This is a genomic window from Microbacterium sp. Root553 (assembly GCF_001426995.1).
Classification (GTDB): domain Bacteria; phylum Actinomycetota; class Actinomycetes; order Actinomycetales; family Microbacteriaceae; genus Microbacterium.
This window is the reverse complement of sequence record NZ_LMFY01000001.1, coordinates 2,269,392-2,286,820: the sequence shown is the minus strand read 5'-3', so window position 1 is coordinate 2,286,820 and position 17,429 is coordinate 2,269,392. Positions and strand designations below refer to the sequence as shown.

The window sequence follows — 17,429 nt, the reverse complement described above, 5'->3', positions numbered from 1 at the left end:
CCCTCTCAGAGGCTCCGGTACAGATAGACGTCGGTGACGACCGGAAGGTCGAACTCCGTGCGGCCGTGCGTCTGCGGGTCGGCATCGAGCACGGCCTCGATCTGCGCGGACATCTCCGCCCTGGTCGCGTCGTCCGCCACCAGGAACGTGCTGACCGTCGACCAGCGCTTCAGGTAGGCGTCACGGCGGATCCTCTCCACCCACCGGATCTGCTCTCGCCGGACGAACTCGAATCCCGGCAGCTCCTCGCCGGCGCTGCTGGTGGTGTCATCCGACGCGGCCACGGCGGGGTGCGCGATCCGGTGCGCCGCTCGATCCCAGGGGCACTCCGGATCCGAGTGGTTCCAGATCAGCCCGAGCGCTCCCCCGCTGACGAGGACCCTGGCGATCTCCGCGCAGGCCGGTTCCCGGTCGAACCAGTGGAAGGCCTGCGCGACGGTGACGAGGTCGATCGATCCCGACTCCACCGGGATCTGCTCGGCGCTGCCGAGCATGGCATCGACGTCCGGGAGCTTGGAACGCAGCACGGAGATCATCGCCGGGGAGGGTTCGACCGCACTGACACGCTCCGCCCTGTCGGCGAGCAGCTCCGTGAACTTGCCGGTGCCGGCACCGAGATCGAGAGCGGCGCGCACGGGGTGGGGACAGAGCACATCGACCGCCGCCGCGGGAAACCCGGGGCGGTACCGGTCGTACTCGGTCCCGATCAGCTCGAAAGACTTCGCCAGCACCTCATCAGCCATGGTGCGACGCTATCAGCGCGAAGGAGCGGACCTCTCTAAGAGGGGTCGTCGGGCAGCAGGTCGGGCCGCCGCCGACGGGTCCGCTCGATCTGCTGGTCTCGGCGCCAGGAGGCGATCACGCCGTGGTTGCCGCTGAGCAGGACATCGGGAACCGCTCGCTCCCGCCAGACCGCCGGCTTCGTGTAGGAGGGGTACTCGAGCAGACCGTCCTCGTGGGACTCCTCCACCAGGCTCTCGGGATTGCCCACCACGCCGGGTATGAGCCGACCGATCGCCTCGATCATCGCCATGGTGGCGACCTCGCCCCCGTTGAGCACGTAGTCGCCGAGGCTGATCAGGCGCACCTCGCCTCGCGACGCTGCGTACTCGAAGACCCGCTCGTCGATGCCCTCGTAGCGGCCGCAGCCGAAGATGAGGTGATCGCGGGTGCTCAGATCGCGGGCCGTCGCCTGGGTGAACACCTCGCCGGCGGGCGAGGGGAAGATGATCGTCGGCGCGGTCGTCTCGACGGACTCCGGCGGCGTCGTCAGCTCGTCGATCGCGAGTCCCCACGGCTCGGGCTTCATGACCATGCCCGCCCCGCCGCCGTACGGAGTGTCGTCGACGGTGCGATGGCGGTCCGAGGTCCAGTCGCGCAGATCGCGCACGCGCAGGTCGAGGATGCCGGAGCTCTGCGCCCTGCCCAGCAGCGAGAGTGTCAGACCGTCGAAGTACGACGGGAAGATCGAGAGGACGTCGATGCGCACGGAGGAACCGTACCCGCGGTCACTCGGATGCGTCGGAGCCCTCGGGCTCCCCCGCATCCGCGGTGTCGGGAAGCTCTTCGAAGAGCCCGGGAGGGGGCGTCACGATGACCCGCCCTGCCGCGACGTCGACGGTGGGGACGATCGCCTTGACGAACGGGACGAGGATCTCGGCCTCGCCGGCGCGGACGATCAGCAGATCCTGTGCCGGGAAGTGCTCGACGCGGGCAACCTTGCCGATCACGACGTCGTCACGGAACACGTCGAGCCCGACGAGCTGGTGGTCGAACCATGCGTCGTCCTCGACCTCGTCGACGTCCTGGTCGATCCAGAGGATGGCCCGGACGAGCGTCTCGGCACCCTCTCGGTCGTCGACGTCGTTCAGGAAGACGACAGGATTGCCGTTCATCACGCGGTACTCGCGGACGGTGACGGTCTTGCCGTGCCACGGAGATGCCTCGGGCACCTGCAACGTGAACTCGGCACCCGGCGTGAAGCGTCGCTCCGGGTTGTCGGTGTACAACTCCAGCTTGAGAGCGCCTTTGAGGCCATGGGCCTTGACGAGACGCCCGACGCGCAGCTGGTTCTTGCCCTGGTTGCGATCCTTCGCAACCACGTCAGTCGTCCGCGACATCGACGCGGACGCGACGCCCATCGGCCAGCGCCGAGACGAGCGTACGCAGTGCCTTCGCGGTGCGGCCGCCGCGCCCGATCACGCGTCCACGGTCATCGGGGTGCACACGCACCTCGAGGATGTCGCCTCGCGGCGATGTGGAGGCGTTGATACGGACATCCTCAGGGTGATCGACGATCCCCTTGACGATGTGTTCGAGCGCGGCGGCGAGCACGACGGATTACTCTGCGTCGGCGGCGGGAGCCTCAGCGGCCTCCGCGTCGGCCTTGGCGGGAGCCTCCTCAGCGGGGGCCTCCACCTTCTTCTCGGCCTTGGGCTTGACGACGGACTTCTTCGACGAGTCGATCTCGAACGGAACCTTGGGCTCCTTGACCTTCAGCGTCGACTTGGCGTTCTTGTCGCCCTTGAACTTGCCCCAGTCGCCCGTGATCTTGAGCAGAGCGGCGACCTGCTCGGTCGGCTGTGCGCCGACGGAGAGCCAGTACTGCGCACGCTCGGAGTCGATCTCGATGAACGAGGGCTCCTCGGTGGGGTGGTACTTGCCGATCTCCTCGATGACGCGACCATCGCGCTTGGTCTTCGAGTCGGCGACGACGATGCGGTAGTAAGGCGCGCGGATCTTGCCCAGGCGCTTGAGACGAATCTTGACAGCCACGATTCTCCTGAATTGTGTGGAAGGTGACGAACCGATCGCCTGGAGCGTGGGGTGCACACCCGGCGGAAGCTCAAATAGGAGGACGAGCGCTGGATAGAGGGTCGAGCACGTCGTCCGACCTTCTATTCTGCCAGATCCCCGGCTCAGGAGCGAAACGCGGCGACACGGTGGGTGCCGTGTCGCCGACGACGCGTGTCAGACTGTGCTCGTGAAGCTCGAATTCGCGCCGTCGGCGCGGTCCACCGTCGGCCTGGAGTGGGAGATCATGCTCGCCGATCCGGTGAGCGGCGATCTGGTCGGACGCGCGCCCGAGCTCCTCTCCGCTCTCGAGGCGGAGAGCGCCCACGAGCGCCACACGGTGACCGGCGAACTTCTCACCAACACGATCGAGGTGACCAGCGGGATCGGCGATTCGGTGGCCCACGCGGTCGACGACATCGCCAACGCGATCGCCGCGGTCCGCTCCGCCACGGATCCCGCCGGGATCGAGCTGCTCTCCGCCGGAAGCCACCCGTTCGCACAGTGGTTCGATCAGGCGGTCACCGACAAGACGCGCTATCACACGCTGATCGAGCGCACCCAGTGGTGGGGCCGCAACATGATGATCTGGGGCATCCACGTCCACATCGGCGTCGAGGATCAGCGCAAGGTCATCCCGATCATCAACGCCCTCGCCGCCTACCTGCCTCATCTGCAGGCGCTGTCGGCATCCAGCCCGTTCTGGGCGGGCGAGCGCACGGGTTACGCCTCGAACCGCGCGCTGGTGTTCCAGCAGCTCCCGACGGCCGGCCTGCCCTGGCCGCTGCAGGACTGGTCGGAGTACGAGTCGTACCTCGACGACATGGTGCGCACGGGGGTCATGGCCGATGCCACAGAAGTGCGGTGGGACATCCGTCCGGCACCGCGGTGGGGCACGATCGAGGTGCGCGCGTGCGACGGCCTCTCGTCGCTGCCCGAGCTGGCCGCGGTCGCAGCACTCGTACAGGTCCTCGTGGAGCATCTCTCGCGTCAGATGGACGAGGGGCGCTCCCTCTCCCGGATGCCGGCGTGGTTCCACCGCGAGAACAAGTGGCGTGCCGCACGGTACGGACTCGACGCGCGCGTGATCGTGGATGCCGACGGCACCCAGCGCCCGGTGCGAGAGCATCTCGTCGAGATCCTCGAGGAGCTGGCTCCGATCGCGGTCGAACTCGGGTGCGTCCGGGAGTTCGGCAGCATCGGCACGATCCTGAGCGACGGTGCCAGCTACGAGCGCCAGCTGACCATCGCGAACGCGACCGGCGGCGATCTCCGCGCGGTGGTGCAGCATCTGATCAGAGAGTTCCGCACCGGCCCGGAGTCATCGACGCAGGAGCCGTAGTCCTCAGTCGTCGAGGAGTCGGCGCGCGAGCCCCTCATCGAGGACGACGTCGGTGACGAGCTCGGCCGCGATCGCCGCGCGCAGACTGACGAGCTTGGGCACGCCGGAGACCACGCACACCCGCCGTGGCACGCGGCGGAGCCGGTCGAGTCCCGGGCCCGTCGCCCGGGCATTGACGCGGATGTCCCGCCACGACCCGTCCGCACGGAAGAACACGGTGGCGACGTCGCCGATCGCGTGGTCCTCGCGCAGACTGCGGTAGTCGTCGCGGCTGAGGTAGCCGCCGACATACACGCGGCTCGGCACTTCGGCCGCGGGAGAACCGAGGCTGAACACGGCGATGTCCATCTTGGACTGCAGATCGAGCACCCGACGCGTGCTGCGCTCTCGCCACATCGCCTCCCGGGTCGACGGGTCGTCGAAGAACGCCGGCACCGGGAACTGCTGCACCTGCGCTCCGAAGGCGCTGCCGAATCTCTGCAGGATGTCGCTGGAGTACTCCACGCCGCTGGTCTGCGTGTTGCCCGCGCCGTTGAGCTGCACGAACGTGGTGTTGTGGGTCTCCTTCTGGGTGAGCCCCCTGCTGACCGCGCTGATCGTCGACCCCCAGGCCACACCGACGATCATGTTGGAGTCCACGAACTGCGAGAGCAGGCGCCCCGCCGTCAGGGCGACGCGGTCGAGGCGCTCGACCTCGCTGACGATCTCCGGGATCGGCACGACGTGCGCGACCACGTGGTAGCGATCCTTGATGTGCTGTTCCAGCATCCCGAGCCGTTCCAGCGGGGAATTGATGCGGATGTCGACGAGCCCGCTCTCCCGCGCGAAGCTGAGCAGCCGCGACACCGAGGATCGGGACGTCTTCAACTCCTTGGCGATGACCTCCATCGTCTTGTCCTGCATGTAATAGAGCTGCGCGGCGGTGAGCGCGGCGATCAGCTTCGCGTCGCGGAATCCCGCGTCGGACTGGCTCATGACGACCTCCTCCCCTCGATACTTGCACATATGTGCAGCTGGCTTGCGCGTAACGGGCGCATGGGTCGAAGCTGGGTGCAAGCAGAGAGAGAAGGGTCGAAGATGATCGAGTCGACACACTCATCACCGGAACGCGCCGAAGTCCGCGCGGTCCGTGAATCCGGACGTACGACCGTCCTTGTCATCGGAGCCGGCATCAACGGCATCTCCACATTCCGAGATCTCGCCCTTCAGGGCGTCGACGTCGTGCTCGTCGAGCGCGGGGACTTCGCCTCGGGTGCATCCGCCGCGTCGAGCCACATGATCCACGGCGGCATCCGCTACCTGGAGAACGGCGAATTCCGACTCGTCCGCGAGTCGGTCGAGGAGCGCAACGGCCTGCTCAAGATCGCTCCGCACTACGTCAAACCGCTGCAGACCACGATCCCGATCTACTCCACGTTCTCGGGCATCCTCTCGGCGCCGCTGCGCTTCCTCACGCACAAGAGCGGGAAGCCCCAGGAGCGCGGTGCGTTCCTGATCAAGATCGGTCTCACGATCTACGACACGTTCTCCCGCGATGGCGGCACCGTGCCGCGTCACCGGTTCCTCGGACGCAAGAAGTCGCTCGCCGAGCTTCCCGCGATCGACCCGAACATCAAGTACACGGCGACCTACTACGACGCCTCGATGCACGATCCCGAGCGCCTGGCCCTCGACGTCCTCCAGGACGGACTCGCCGCGCACCCGGGAGCGGTCGCACTGAACTACGTCGAGGCGATCTCGCGCGACGGAGCGAACGTCGTGCTCCGCGACCGCGAGAGCGGCACGGAGTTCCCGATCACCGCCGACGTCGTCGTCAACGCCTCGGGTCCGTGGACCGACCTCACCAACGACGCGCTCGGCACCGACACCCGCTTCATGGGCGGCACCAAGGGCTCGCACATCGTGCTGGATCACCCGGAGCTGCTCGAGGCGACCCGCGGACGCGAGATCTTCTTCGAGCACTCCGACGGACGCATCGTGCTCATCTACCCGCTCAAGGGCCGCGTGCTCGTCGGGACCACCGACATCGACGCCGACCCGCGCGAGGTCCCGGTGTGCACGGAAGAGGAGATCGACTACTTCTTCGACCTCATCCACCATGTGTTCCCCGAGATCGATGTGACGCGCGAGCAGATCGTCTTCAACTTCTCCGGCATCCGCCCGCTTCCTCGCCATGAGGACACCGCACCCGGTTTCGTATCCCGTGACTACCGCATCGAGGTCGACGAGAAGGGCGCCGCCCCGCTCGTCAGCCTCGTCGGAGGAAAGTGGACGACCTTCCGCGCTCTCGGCGAGTCCCTGTCGGACGTGGTCCTCGGACTCCTCGGACGCACCCGCACGGTGTCGACCGCCGGTCGCGCCATCGGTGGCGGCCGAGACTTCCCTCGCACCGAGAAGGCGCGTCGGATCTGGATCCAGGAGAACCTGCCCGGCGCCGGAGATCGCGCCGAGCGTCTTCTCGCCCGGTACGGCACGCGCGCCGCCCAGGTCTGGGCCCACATCGAGCAGGGCGAGGACGCACCCCTCGCCGGCGGCGACCTGTCCACCCGTGAGCTCGCCTGGATGGTCGAGAACGAGATGGTCGCCCGACTGCAGGACGTGATCCTGCGCCGCACCAGCATCGCCTTCACCGGCAATGCAGACGCGGATGTGCTCGAGGAGCTTGCAGACGCGCTCGCTTCTCTGCTCGACTGGGACCGGGCACGGCACGATGCCGAACTCGAGCAGACGCGACTGCTCCTGAACGAACGACATGGACTCCAGATCTCGTCTCGCGCACGCGGCTGACGAGAGATCCGAACGCCGCCCTCCACGCGGTGTAACTCCCAACAAGTGCCGGGGCTATGGGGCCCCGGCACTCAAGAAAGGTCAATGAAGACATGACTGATGTGAATCTCGGTCTCTACTTCCTGTCGGAGTTCGTCGGCACAGCGATGCTGATCCTCCTGGGTTGTGGTGTGGTCGCGAACGTCGCCCTGGCGAAGAACAAGGGCTTCGGCGGCGGCTTCCTGATGGTCAACTGGGGATGGGGCCTCGCGGTCTTCGTCGGTGTCCTCGCCTCCGCGTACTCCGGTGCGATCCTGAACCCCGCCGTCGGCATCGGACTCCTGATCGGCGGGAAGATCGACTTCTCGCAGTTCGCCGTCGCCACCGGCGCCGAGCTCCTCGGTGCCATCGTCGGTGCGATCCTCACCTGGCTCGCCTACAAGCAGCACTTCGACGAGGAGCCCGACGCGGCGAACAAGCTCGGCGTCTTCTCGACCGGTCCCGCGATCCGCTCCTACGGATGGAACCTGGTCACCGAGGTGATCGGCACCTTCGTGCTCGTCTTCGCGGTCTTCGCGTTCGCCGACTACGGCGTCGCGGACATCGGCACCCCCGGAGGCCTCGGACCGCTCAGCGCTCTGCCCGTCGCCCTCGTCGTGGTGGCCATCGGCGCGTCGCTCGGTGGACCGACCGGATACGCCATCAACCCCGCACGTGACCTCGGTCCTCGTATCGCGCACGCCATCCTGCCGATCAAGGGCAAGGGCTCCAGCGACTGGTCCTACTCGTGGGTCCCCGTCGTGGGTCCGCTGATCGGTGGAGCACTCGCCGCTCTCGCCGCCCCGGTCCTGCTGAACCTCGCCTGATCCGAACCTGACTTCAAAGGAGAACACCATGGCTGACTACATCCTCGCCATCGACCAGGGCACCACCTCGAGCCGCGCGATCATCTTCGACAAGAAGGGGAGCATCATCGCGACGGGCCAGAAGGAGCACGAGCAGATCCTGCCCAAGGCCGGGTGGGTCGAGCACGACGCCTCCGAGATCTGGCGCAACGTGCAGGAGGTCATCGGTCTGGCGCTGAGCCGCGCCGACCTGACCCGCCACGACATCGCCGCGGTCGGCATCACCAATCAGCGCGAGACCGCGGTCGTCTGGGACAAGACCACCGGCAAGCCCGCCTACAACGCCATCGTCTGGCAGGACACCCGTACTCAGGCGATCGTCGACCGCCTGGCGGCGGACGGCGGCGTCGAGCGCTTCAAGCCCATCGTCGGCCTCCCGCTCGCGACCTACTTCTCGGGAACCAAGATCGCCTGGATCCTCGAGAACGTCGACGGAGCCCGCGAGAAGGCGGAGGCCGGTGACCTGATCTTCGGCACCACCGACAGCTGGGTGCTCTGGAACCTCACCGGCGGCGTCGACGGCGGCGTGCACGTCACGGACGTCACGAACGCCTCTCGCACGATGTTCATGGATCTCGAGACGCTCGAGTGGCGCGACGACATCCTCGAGGCCTTCGGCGTTCCGCGCTCGATGATGCCGGAGATCCGCTCCTCCTCCGAGGTCTACGGCGCCGCAGAGGACTCCTCGCTGCTGCGCGAGACCCCGATCGCGGGCATCCTCGGTGACCAGCAGGCGGCCACCTTCGGCCAGGCCGCATTCCAGCAGGGTGAGAGCAAGAACACCTACGGCACCGGCTGCTTCCTGATCTTCAACACGGGCGAGGAGATCGTCCACTCGAAGAACGGTCTGCTCACCACCGTCGGCTACAAGCTCGGCGACCAGCCCACGCACTACGCGCTCGAAGGCTCGATCGCCGTCACCGGGTCGCTGATCCAGTGGCTGCGCGACCAGCTCGGGATCATCTCGTCCGCTCCCGAGGTCGAGGAGCTGGCCGAGAAGGTCGAGGACAACGGCGGCGTGTACATCGTGCCGGCCTTCTCCGGCCTCTTCGCCCCGTACTGGCGTCCGGACGCGCGCGGTGCGATCGTCGGCCTCACCCGCTATGCGAACAAGAACCACATCGCGCGCGCCGCTCTGGAGGCCGTGGCCTTCCAGACCCGCGACGTGCTCGACGCCGTGAACGCGGATGCGGGCGTGGACCTCACGGAGCTCAAGGTCGACGGCGGCATGGTCGCCAACGATGCGCTCATGCAGTTCCAGGCGGATGTCCTCGGTGTCCCGGTGGTCCGCCCCGTGGTCGCTGAGACCACCGCCCTCGGCGCGGCGTACGCCGCCGGGCTCGCCGTCGGGTTCTGGAACGGTCTCGACGACCTCTCCGCGAACTGGCAGGAAGACCGCCGGTGGGAGCCGTCGCTCGATGCGGACGAGCGCGATCGCCAGCTGCGTCTGTGGCGCAAGGCCGTCGACAAGTCGATGGACTGGGTCGACGACGACGTGAAGTGACCTCAGTGTCGTGAGGGAGCGGGCTCGGAGGATTCCTCCGGGCCCGCTTCGTCATCCGGGGCACGCTTCGTCAGCCGAGACCCCTGTGCCGCTCCCGGTCCGGGTCGACGTCTCCAGCGCGCGGAGCAGCGCGGATGTGACGCCGCGCGGCGAACGGGCGTCCCACGCCGCGTACTCGATCCGCTCGGGCCCGTCGACCAGCGCGACGGCGACCACCTCGGACGAGGCGGAGGCGACCACTCCCGGCGCCAGCAGCGTCACGGCGACGCCGGCGCTCACGAGGCCGAGGATGAGCGCGGCGGAGTCCGCCTCGAAGGCGACGTCGCGGGGGATCCCCGCCGCGGCGAACGCCGCGTCGCTCTGTGCGCGCCCCGAGGTCCCGGAGGGGAAGTCGGCGAAGGTCTCATCCGCGAGGTCTGCCAGGCGCACGCGCCGACGCGCTGCCAGCCGGTGCCCCCGTGGCACCGCAGCCACGAGCCGCTCCCGGGAGAGCTCCCGCACGGCGACCCCCTGCGGCTCCGCGTCCGCTCGCAGACCGAGCAGTGCGGCATCGAGCTCGCCCCGGCGCAGCGCCTCGACGAGCGCGTCGCTGTTGCCGACGGTGAGCTCGACCCTGACGTCCGGATGGGCGGAGCGGAATCGCGCGATGAGCACGGGCACATCGAGCGCAGTGACGGTGGGGATGATGCCCAGTCGGAGCGTGCCCACGACCCGCCCGCCTGTCGAGGTCGCCGCCTCCCTGGCCGTGTCGGCCGCGGTGACCGCGGCGCGCGCATGCAGGAGGAAGGCCTCCCCCGCCTCGGTGACGCGCACGCTGCGACTGGAGCGGACGAACAGCCGTTCTCCGAGCTCGCGCTCGAGGGCTGCGACCTGATGACTGAGTGCGGACTGCGTCACGAAGCACCGCTCCGCCGCGCGTGTGAAGCTCTGCGTCGCCGCGACCTCGATGACGTACCTCAGTTGCTGCAGCTCCATGTACACATGATCTCTCGTCATGACTGTGGTGACAACCATGCATTGGACTCATCGACGCAGAGATCGCACGCTGGAGGGATGAACCGCACCACGACACTGCTCCTCACCGCGCTGGCACCCCTCTCCTGGGGCACCACCTACCTGGTGACGACCGCTCTCCTCCCCGCGGGTCATCCACTTCTGGCGGGTCTGCTGCGATCCCTCCCCGCGGGCCTTATCGCTCTCGCGATCGGAGGGACGCTGCCACGGCGGGGCTGGTGGGCCAAAGCGCTGATCCTGGGCATCCTCAACATCGGCGCCTTCTTCGCGCTCCTGTTCCTCGCGGCCGAGCGCCTGCCCGGAGGTGTCGCGGCCGCCGTCGCCGGCGTGCAGCCGCTGATCATCCTCGCGCTGGGTGCCCTGGTCGTACAGGAGCGCATCCGCCCGACGACGGCGACCGCCGCCGTGGTGGGCGCGGGCGGCGTGGCTCTGATCGTGCTGGGACCGGCGGCATCGCTCGACCTGCTCGGCGTGCTCGCGGCGATCGGGGGCGTGACCGCGACCGCGCTCGGAATGGTCCTCACCAAGCGCTGGGGTCGGCCGTCCGGCGTCGGACCGGTCGCGTATGCGGGCTGGCAGCTGACCGCGGGCGGGCTCTTCCTGCTGCCGCTCACCCTCATCTTCGAGGGTCTCCCCCCGGCGATCGACGGCACCGCGGCCCTCGGCTACCTGTGGCTCGGGAGCGTCGGCGGCCTGCTCGCGTATACGCTCTGGTTCCGCGGCATCCAGCAGCTGCCCGTGATCGCGCCGGGGTTGCTCGCGCTGCTCTCCCCCGTGGTCGCAGCGATTCTGGGCACACTGGTCGCCGGAGAGAGGTTCACGCCTGTGCAGACGGTCGGCCTCGCGCTGGTCCTGCTGGCTCTCGTCGCGGGACAGCTCGGAGCACTGCGCCGCCCGCGTGCCTGAGCGTCAGCCCTTGCCGAACAGCTTCTGGATCTCGGCGAGGTCGGCTTCGCTGGGCGCCTTCGCACCACCGAGGCCGAAGCCCGATCCCGTCGGGGTCGAGGACGGTGCGATCCCGGCGTTCTCGGCGGCGCGCTTCGCGGGATTGCCCGAGCGGGATGTTGCCGCGGACTTGCCCTTCTTGCCGCGCTTCGACGATGCTCCCGGCTTACCCATCCCGGGCATCGATCCCATCCCCGGGATGTTCGGCGTGCCGCCGCGGGCGACGGTCTTCATCATCTTGGCCGCCTGGTCGAAGCGCTGCACGAGCTGGTTGACGTCCGTGACCGTCATTCCTGAACCGCGCGCGATGCGCAGTCGACGAGATCCGTTCAGCACCTTCGGGTTGCGGCGCTCGCCGGGCGTCATCGACCGGATGATGGCCTCGGTGCGATCGATCTCACGCTCGTCGAAATCGTCGAGCTGCTGCTTCATCTGCCCCATGCCCGGGAGCATCCCGAGCATCTTCTTCATCGATCCCATCTTCTTCATCTGCTGAAGCTGGTCGAGGAAGTCTTCGAGGGTGAACTGCTCGGTGGCGAGCTTCTCGGCCATCTTGACGGCCTCTTCCTCATCGAAGGCCTGCTGGGCCTGCTCGATGAGGGTGAGGATGTCGCCGAGGTCGAGGATGCGACTCGCCATACGGTCCGGGTAGAAGGGCTCGAGGTCTTCGAGTCGCTCGCCGGTCGACGCGAAGATGATCGGGCGTCCGGTCACCGAGGCGACGGAGAGCGCTGCGCCACCGCGCGCGTCACCGTCGAGCTTGGACAGCACGACGCCGGTGAAGTCCACGCCCTCCTGGAAGGCCTTCGCGGTGTTGACGGCATCCTGACCGATCATGGCGTCGATGACGAAGAGGACCTCGTCGGGATCCGTGGCCTTGCGGATGTCCGAGGCCTGCTTCATCAGCTCGGCATCGACGCCGAGACGACCGGCGGTGTCGATGATGACGACGTCGTGCTGGTGGCGACGCGCGTGCTCGACGCCGTCGCGCGACACGCGCACCGGGTCACCGACGCCGTTGCCGGGTTCGGGGGCGTAGATCGTCGCGCCCGCCTGCTCGGCCACGACCTGCAGCTGATTGACGGCGTTCGGACGCTGGAGGTCGGCGGCGACGAGCAGAGGCGTGTGTCCCTCCCCCTCGAGCTGCTTCGCGAGCTTGCCGGCGAAGGTAGTCTTTCCCGAGCCCTGCAGTCCCGCGAGCATGATCACGGTCGGCGCGGTCTTGGCGAACCGCAGGCGGCGCTGCTCGCCGCCCAGGATCTGGACCAGCTCCTCATTGACGATCTGCACGACCTGCTGCGCCGGGTTGAGTGCCTTGTTGACCTCATCGCCCAGTGCCCGCTCACGCACCTTCGCGGTGAATTCCTTGACGACGACGAGTGCGACGTCGGCATCGAGCAGTGCGCGACGGATCTCGCGCACGGTGCCGTCGACGTCGGCCGCCGTGAGCTTTCCCTTCGTGCGCAGATTGCGGAAGGTCTCGGTGAGCCGATCGGAGAGCGTGCCAAAGGTAGCCATGGTGACACCGAGTTTACGCGACTCGCAGACACATCACGGCGCGGGATGCGCGCGAACGCGGTCAGCGCGTCAAAGCCCGCCAGGGCAGTGCGTCGACGGCTCGCACCGCGTCATCGAACCTCTCCGAGACGGTGCCCCGACCGGCCCCGCTCTCCGCCCAGGCCCGCACCGCTGCGAGGACGGCCGCCGACCAGGTCGCGGCGACGATGTCGGCGGAGACCGGAGTGACGCCGGATCGCAGTGCGAGGTCACGCAGCGCCGCAGACAGCCGCGCCTGGCGCAGCGCAGCATCCTGCACCAACTCGTCGTCGAGCCCCATCGCCGAGGCGTTCGTCATCGCGAGAGCGAGACTGTCGGGTGCGAAGTCCGCGACCAGAGTCGTGAGGATGCGCCTGACCTCGCTTCCCTGACGATCCTGCGGCACGGCGCTCAGGTCCTCGACGGCTCCGGCGATCCGGTCGTCCAAGCCCGACCACAGCACGTCGCTCTTCGAGGAGAAGTAGTTGAAGAAGCTCGACCGGCTCACTCCCGCCCGCTGGGTGATGTCGGCGACGGACGTCGCGTCGTAGCCGCGCTCGAGGAAGAGCTCACAGGCGGCATCGGCCAGCGTCTCGCGGGACGAGGCCCTCGGGCGTCCGGCGCGGCTCGAGCTGATCATGCTCACACGCTACCGCGCGCCGCGTCGCCGCGACGCGGATCGCAGTGAGGGGTATTGTTAGACGCAATCCATCTATCCCGAGTGGGAGTGACATGACCACGCTCGACATCCTGACTCCGCGCCTCGCGCCCGACTACGTCCCCTATCCCGAGGGATGGGATCTGCAGCGCCGCGTGCATGCCGACGTGGTCGCGGGCGATCGCCCCGACACCCTGATCCTGCTGGAGCACGAGGCCGTGTACACGGCGGGGAAGCGCACGGAACCACAGGAGAGACCTCACGACGGCACGCCCGTCATCGATGTCGACCGAGGAGGGAAGATCACCTGGCACGGTCCGGGGCAGCTCGTGGGATATCCGATCGTCCGTCTTCCCGAGCCGATGGACGTGGTCGCCCATGTCCGCCGCCTCGAGCGCCTGCTGATCGACGTGCTCCGTCCGCTCGGAGTCGACGGGTATCAGGTCGACGGCCGCAGCGGCGTCTGGGTGCGTCGCCCCCTCTCGGAGGACAAGGTCGCCGCGATCGGCGTGCGCGTGCAGCAGGGCGTCACCATGCACGGCTTCGCGATCAACTGCGACAACAGCCTCGCCGGCTTCGGGAGCATCATCCCCTGCGGCATCACCGACGCAGGCGTCACGACGGTGAGCGAGGTCGTCGGAGCGGACATCTCCCCCGCCGACGTCGTCGACGCGGTGTCCACCGCCTTCCTCGCCGAGTACTCGACCCCCCACCACGCAGGAGTTGCCGCATGACCGCCGCACCCGAGGGACGCAAGCTCCTCCGCCTCGAGATCCGCAATGCGGAGACCCCGATCGAGCGCAAGCCCGAGTGGATCAAGACCAAGGCGAAGATGGGACCCGAGTACACGGCTCTGCATTCGCTGGTGAAGAGCGAAGACCTGCACACGGTGTGCCAGGAGGCCGGCTGCCCCAACATCTTCGAGTGCTGGGAGGACCGGGAGGCGACGTTCCTCATCGGCGGTTCGCAGTGCACGAGACGCTGCGACTTCTGCCAGATCGACACGGGGAAGCCGGATGCCTACGACACCGACGAGCCCCGCCGCGTCGCCGAGAGCGTCGCGCGTATGAACCTCCGCTACGCCACCGTGACGAGCGTGGCCCGCGACGACCTCCCCGACACGGGCGCATGGCTCAACGCCGAGACCGTCCGCAGGATCCACGATCTCAACCCGAACACCGGTGTCGAGCTGCTCGCCAACGAGCACAATGCCGATCCCGCCTTCCTCGGCCAGATCTTCGACGCGCGTCCCGAGGTGTTCGCGCACAATGTCGAGACGGTGCCCCGCATCTTCAAGCGCATCCGTCCGGCGTTCCGTTACGAGCGCTCCCTCGATGTCCTCACGCAGGGACGCAACGCGGGCCTGATCACCAAGTCCAATCTCATCCTCGGCATGGGCGAGGAGCCGGAGGAGGTGGTGCAGGCGCTGCACGACCTGCATGACGCCGGGTGCGACATCATCACCATCACGCAGTACCTGCGCCCGTCGCCTCGGCACCTGCCGGTGTCCCGCTGGGTCAAGCCCGCCGAGTTCGTGGAGTTCAAGGAGGAAGCGGAGCGGATCGGGTTCCTCGGCGTGCTCGCGGGTCCGCTGGTGCGCTCGTCGTACCGCGCGGGCCGCCTGTGGGCCCAGTCGATGGTGTCGAAGGGACGGGAGATCCCTCCGCACCTCGCGCACATCGCCGAGAGCGCCGACCTCGGGTTCGCTCAGGCCGTCTGAGCACCGGCGTCCGTCATACGGAGTCCCGCCGGTGCCGACCGCTCAGTCGGCGCTCATCACCGACTGCACGCTGCCGTCGGAACCGAGGTTCACGAGCAGCACATCGTCGGTGGTGCCGGCGTCGAGTGCGTACTCGAGCACCGCGAACGGCTCGGATCCCCCGTGCTCGTCGGCCAGGATCGTCATGCTCATCAGCCGCAGCGATCGGATGATGTCGACGGCGGCATCGCCGCTCACATCGACCAGCACCTCCTCCAGCTCGTCGCCGTACGCCTCCTGCTGCTGCAGGATGTACTCGGTCACCTCGCTGGTGCGATCGTCGACCTCTGCGAGCATCCCGCGGCGGGAGGTGTCATCGACGCTCTCCAGCCCGGCGATCAGCGATGCCGCGATGTCCAGGGCGTCGGTGGAGACGTCGTCCTGATCGGGGGCCGTGAGATCGACGGTGACGCTCTGGTCGCCGAGCTCCACGGTCTCCGACCAGAAGATCGAGCCGTCGGGTCCTGACGACAGGAGTCCGAAGTAGTCGTGTTCGATCGCCATAACGCTATGAAACCAGCCTCGTGCTCGCGGCGGTAGTCCCGTCGTCAGCCGACGAGCGACTGGACGAAGACATGGGGGGTGAATCCGGTGAGGTCGTCGATTCCCTCGCCCTGTCCGAGGAGCTTGACCGGGATGCCGGTGCGCTCCTGGACGGCGAGGACGAAGCCCGCTTTGGCGGAGCCGTCGAGCTTCGTGAGGACGAGTCCCGTCACCCCCGCGTGCTCGAGGAACGCCTCGGCCTGCATGACGCCGTTCTGCCCGGTGGTGGCGTCGAGGACGAGCAGGACCTCGCTGATCGGAGCCTGCTTCTCGATCACCCGACGGATCTTGGTGAGCTCGTCCATCAGTCCGCCCTTGGTGTGCAGCCGACCGGCAGTGTCGATGATCGCGATCTCGATGCCTTCGCGCTTGGCGTACTCGATGGTCTGGAACGCGACGGATGCCGGATCCTGCCCCTCCTGCTGCGGGCGCACGATGGCCGCGCCGCCACGCTGAGCCCAGGTGGCGAGCTGGTCGACCGCGGCCGCGCGGAACGTGTCCGCAGCGCCGACGACCACGCTGCGCTGGAATCCGCGGAGGAACTTGGTGAACTTTCCGATGGTCGTGGTCTTGCCGACCCCGTTCACTCCGACGACGAGCACCACGGCCGGGCGTTCGGTGAGCTTCAGCGTCGTGTCGAACTTCGCGAAATGCTCCTCGAGAGTCTCACGGAGCATGCGCTGCAGATCCTGTGGATCGGTCGTGCGGAAGCGCTCGACCTTCTCGCGCAGCTCGTCGACGACGCGCTCGCTGATCTCCGGGCCGAAGTCGGCCGTGATCAGGGCCGTCTCGAGGTCCTCCCACGTCGTCTCATCGATCGTGGGCTTGACGAACATCCCGCGCAGTGCTCGGGTGAGGGACCAGGACTTCTCCGCCATGGGTCCAGCCTACGGGTACCATCCTGAGATGCCTCCCGAACACGTGTTCGTCCATGGCGCCGGACGGCGTGGCACGGACGCATGGCCGAAGATCGACGCCGCGGACGGCGACTTCGTCTCGTTCACCCCCGACAGCGCGATCTCCACGCAGGTGAGCGAGCTCCTGTCGGCACGAGCGCACGCTCGAACGCTCTTCGTCGCTCACTCCATCGGCGCGGTGCCGACCGTGCTCGCCGCAGCTCACCTCGACGTGGCCGGGATGGTCCTCGTCGAGCCGGCCCTGTACGACATCTCCCGCGGGCACGCGTCCGTCGAACGCCACATCGCGATCGTCACCGAGGCTCGGGCACTGGCTGCAGCCGGTGATCTCCGTGGGTTCTGGATGATGCTGCGCCCCGCCATGTTCGGAGGGTCCTTCCGGCCCGAGCAGTGGGACGCCGAGCAGGCCCTCGCGCAGCGCTGGGCTCGGACAGCTCTTCCCTGGGGCCACGGAGTGCGCGAGCGGATGCTGCACGGCATCCCGACCCTGGTCGTGACCGGCGGCTGGAACGACGAGTACGAGCAGATCGCCGCCGACCTCGCGCGTGGGGGTGCCACCCACGAGATCCTGAGCGGTCATGGGCACAGGCCGCAGGATGCCCCGGGCTTCCGCGAACTCGTGAGCAGGTTCGCCGCAGATCTCCCGCCGAACGATCCCGCACAGCGGCCCCACCCTGAGCACAACTTCGGATGACGGAGGCGGCGCGCCGGGTATCCGAGTCTCCGGCCGGCGTGGCGCGACACGGC

19 protein-coding genes are annotated in these 17,429 nt (G+C 68.1%); 8 read left to right on the top strand and 11 right to left on the bottom strand.

All coding sequences use genetic code 11. The annotated features are described in order from the left end of the window. Positions 1-5 precede the first annotated feature (5 nt). The 5 genes from ASD43_RS10615 to rpsP are packed head-to-tail and all read right to left on the bottom strand — an operon-like array spanning position 6 to position 2,775. Positions 6-743, bottom strand: a complete 738-nt coding sequence (locus tag ASD43_RS10615; protein WP_056417161.1) for a class I SAM-dependent methyltransferase — start codon at positions 741-743, stop codon at positions 6-8. Positions 744-778: 35 nt separating this feature from the next. Next, positions 779-1,489, bottom strand: a complete 711-nt coding sequence (gene trmD, locus ASD43_RS10610; RefSeq protein ID WP_056417158.1) for a tRNA (guanosine(37)-N1)-methyltransferase TrmD — start codon at positions 1,487-1,489, stop codon at positions 779-781. 19 nt (positions 1,490-1,508) lie between these two features. Continuing rightward, on the bottom strand, positions 1,509-2,120 hold the full coding sequence (gene rimM, locus ASD43_RS10605; RefSeq protein ID WP_056419478.1) for a ribosome maturation factor RimM: 612 nt from the start codon (positions 2,118-2,120) through the stop codon (positions 1,509-1,511). Further along, positions 2,104-2,334, bottom strand: coding sequence for an RNA-binding protein (locus ASD43_RS10600; protein ID WP_056417151.1), 231 nt, complete (start codon positions 2,332-2,334; stop codon positions 2,104-2,106). Before ASD43_RS10600 ends, rimM begins: the two co-directional genes overlap by 17 nt. 6 nt (positions 2,335-2,340) lie before the next feature. Continuing rightward, positions 2,341-2,775 (bottom strand): 30S ribosomal protein S16, encoded by a 435-nt coding sequence (gene rpsP / locus ASD43_RS10595; protein ID WP_056417146.1) that lies wholly within the window; start codon positions 2,773-2,775, stop codon positions 2,341-2,343. Positions 2,776-2,983: 208 nt separating this feature from the next. On the opposite strand from rpsP, the gene ASD43_RS10590 reads away from it, so the two are divergent. Next, complete coding sequence (locus tag ASD43_RS10590) at positions 2,984-4,135, top strand: glutamate--cysteine ligase (RefSeq protein WP_056419475.1); 1,152 nt, start codon at positions 2,984-2,986, stop codon at positions 4,133-4,135. A gap of 3 nt (positions 4,136-4,138) precedes the next feature. Here ASD43_RS10590 and ASD43_RS10585 read toward each other — a convergent pair whose 3' ends face one another. After that, positions 4,139-5,110, bottom strand: a complete 972-nt coding sequence (locus tag ASD43_RS10585; RefSeq protein WP_082539353.1) for a sugar-binding transcriptional regulator — start codon at positions 5,108-5,110, stop codon at positions 4,139-4,141. A 102-nt stretch (positions 5,111-5,212) separates the two neighbouring features. Here ASD43_RS10585 and ASD43_RS10580 point away from each other — a divergent pair, with 102 nt between their 5' ends. The 3 genes from ASD43_RS10580 (at position 5,213) to glpK (ending at position 9,310) form a co-directional block, all read left to right on the top strand. Continuing rightward, entirely contained in the window at positions 5,213-6,922 is a 1,710-nt protein-coding gene (locus tag ASD43_RS10580; RefSeq protein ID WP_056417143.1) for a glycerol-3-phosphate dehydrogenase/oxidase, read from the top strand. A 92-nt stretch (positions 6,923-7,014) separates the two neighbouring features. Further along, positions 7,015-7,767 (top strand): MIP/aquaporin family protein, encoded by a 753-nt coding sequence (locus ASD43_RS10575; protein ID WP_056417141.1) that lies wholly within the window; start codon positions 7,015-7,017, stop codon positions 7,765-7,767. A 28-nt stretch (positions 7,768-7,795) separates the two neighbouring features. Beyond that, a complete protein-coding gene (gene glpK, locus ASD43_RS10570) occupies positions 7,796-9,310 on the top strand; it encodes a glycerol kinase GlpK (protein WP_056417138.1) in 1,515 nt (504 codons plus the stop codon). 51 nt (positions 9,311-9,361) lie between these two features. Here the strand turns inward: glpK and ASD43_RS10565 are convergent, their stop codons facing one another. Then, on the bottom strand, positions 9,362-10,324 hold the full coding sequence (locus tag ASD43_RS10565; protein WP_235564112.1) for a LysR family transcriptional regulator: 963 nt from the start codon (positions 10,322-10,324) through the stop codon (positions 9,362-9,364). Positions 10,325-10,363: 39 nt separating this feature from the next. On the opposite strand from ASD43_RS10565, the gene ASD43_RS10560 reads away from it, so the two are divergent. Further along, the gene (locus ASD43_RS10560) at positions 10,364-11,230 is read left to right on the top strand and encodes an EamA family transporter (RefSeq protein ID WP_056417134.1); all 867 of its coding nucleotides are present in this window, start codon (positions 10,364-10,366) and stop codon (positions 11,228-11,230) included. 3 nt (positions 11,231-11,233) lie between these two features. Here the strand turns inward: ASD43_RS10560 and ffh are convergent, their stop codons facing one another. Next, positions 11,234-12,787: a signal recognition particle protein gene (gene ffh, locus ASD43_RS10555; RefSeq protein WP_056417131.1), complete on the bottom strand. Its 1,554-nt coding sequence runs from the start codon at positions 12,785-12,787 to the stop codon at positions 11,234-11,236. A 61-nt stretch (positions 12,788-12,848) separates the two neighbouring features. Continuing rightward, positions 12,849-13,445 (bottom strand): TetR/AcrR family transcriptional regulator, encoded by a 597-nt coding sequence (locus tag ASD43_RS10550; RefSeq protein ID WP_056419472.1) that lies wholly within the window; start codon positions 13,443-13,445, stop codon positions 12,849-12,851. 92 nt (positions 13,446-13,537) lie between these two features. Here ASD43_RS10550 and lipB point away from each other — a divergent pair, with 92 nt between their 5' ends. Both lipB and lipA read left to right on the top strand, forming a co-directional pair. Then, complete coding sequence (gene lipB, locus ASD43_RS10545; protein WP_056417128.1) at positions 13,538-14,197, top strand: lipoyl(octanoyl) transferase LipB; 660 nt, start codon at positions 13,538-13,540, stop codon at positions 14,195-14,197. After that, a complete protein-coding gene (lipA, locus tag ASD43_RS10540) occupies positions 14,194-15,183 on the top strand; it encodes a lipoyl synthase (protein WP_056417123.1) in 990 nt (329 codons plus the stop codon). Before lipB ends, lipA begins: the two co-directional genes overlap by 4 nt. 42 nt (positions 15,184-15,225) lie before the next feature. On the opposite strand, the gene ASD43_RS10535 is transcribed toward lipA, so the two are convergent. Together ASD43_RS10535 and ftsY are read right to left on the bottom strand one after the other, a co-directional pair. Next, positions 15,226-15,726, bottom strand: coding sequence for a DUF2004 domain-containing protein (locus ASD43_RS10535; protein ID WP_056417120.1), 501 nt, complete (start codon positions 15,724-15,726; stop codon positions 15,226-15,228). A 44-nt stretch (positions 15,727-15,770) separates the two neighbouring features. After that, entirely contained in the window at positions 15,771-16,643 is an 873-nt protein-coding gene (gene ftsY / locus ASD43_RS10530; RefSeq protein ID WP_056417117.1) for a signal recognition particle-docking protein FtsY, read from the bottom strand. 28 nt (positions 16,644-16,671) lie between these two features. Here ftsY and ASD43_RS10525 point away from each other — a divergent pair, with 28 nt between their 5' ends. Then, positions 16,672-17,376, top strand: coding sequence for an alpha/beta hydrolase (locus ASD43_RS10525; protein WP_056417114.1), 705 nt, complete (start codon positions 16,672-16,674; stop codon positions 17,374-17,376). Positions 17,377-17,429 lie beyond the last annotated feature (53 nt).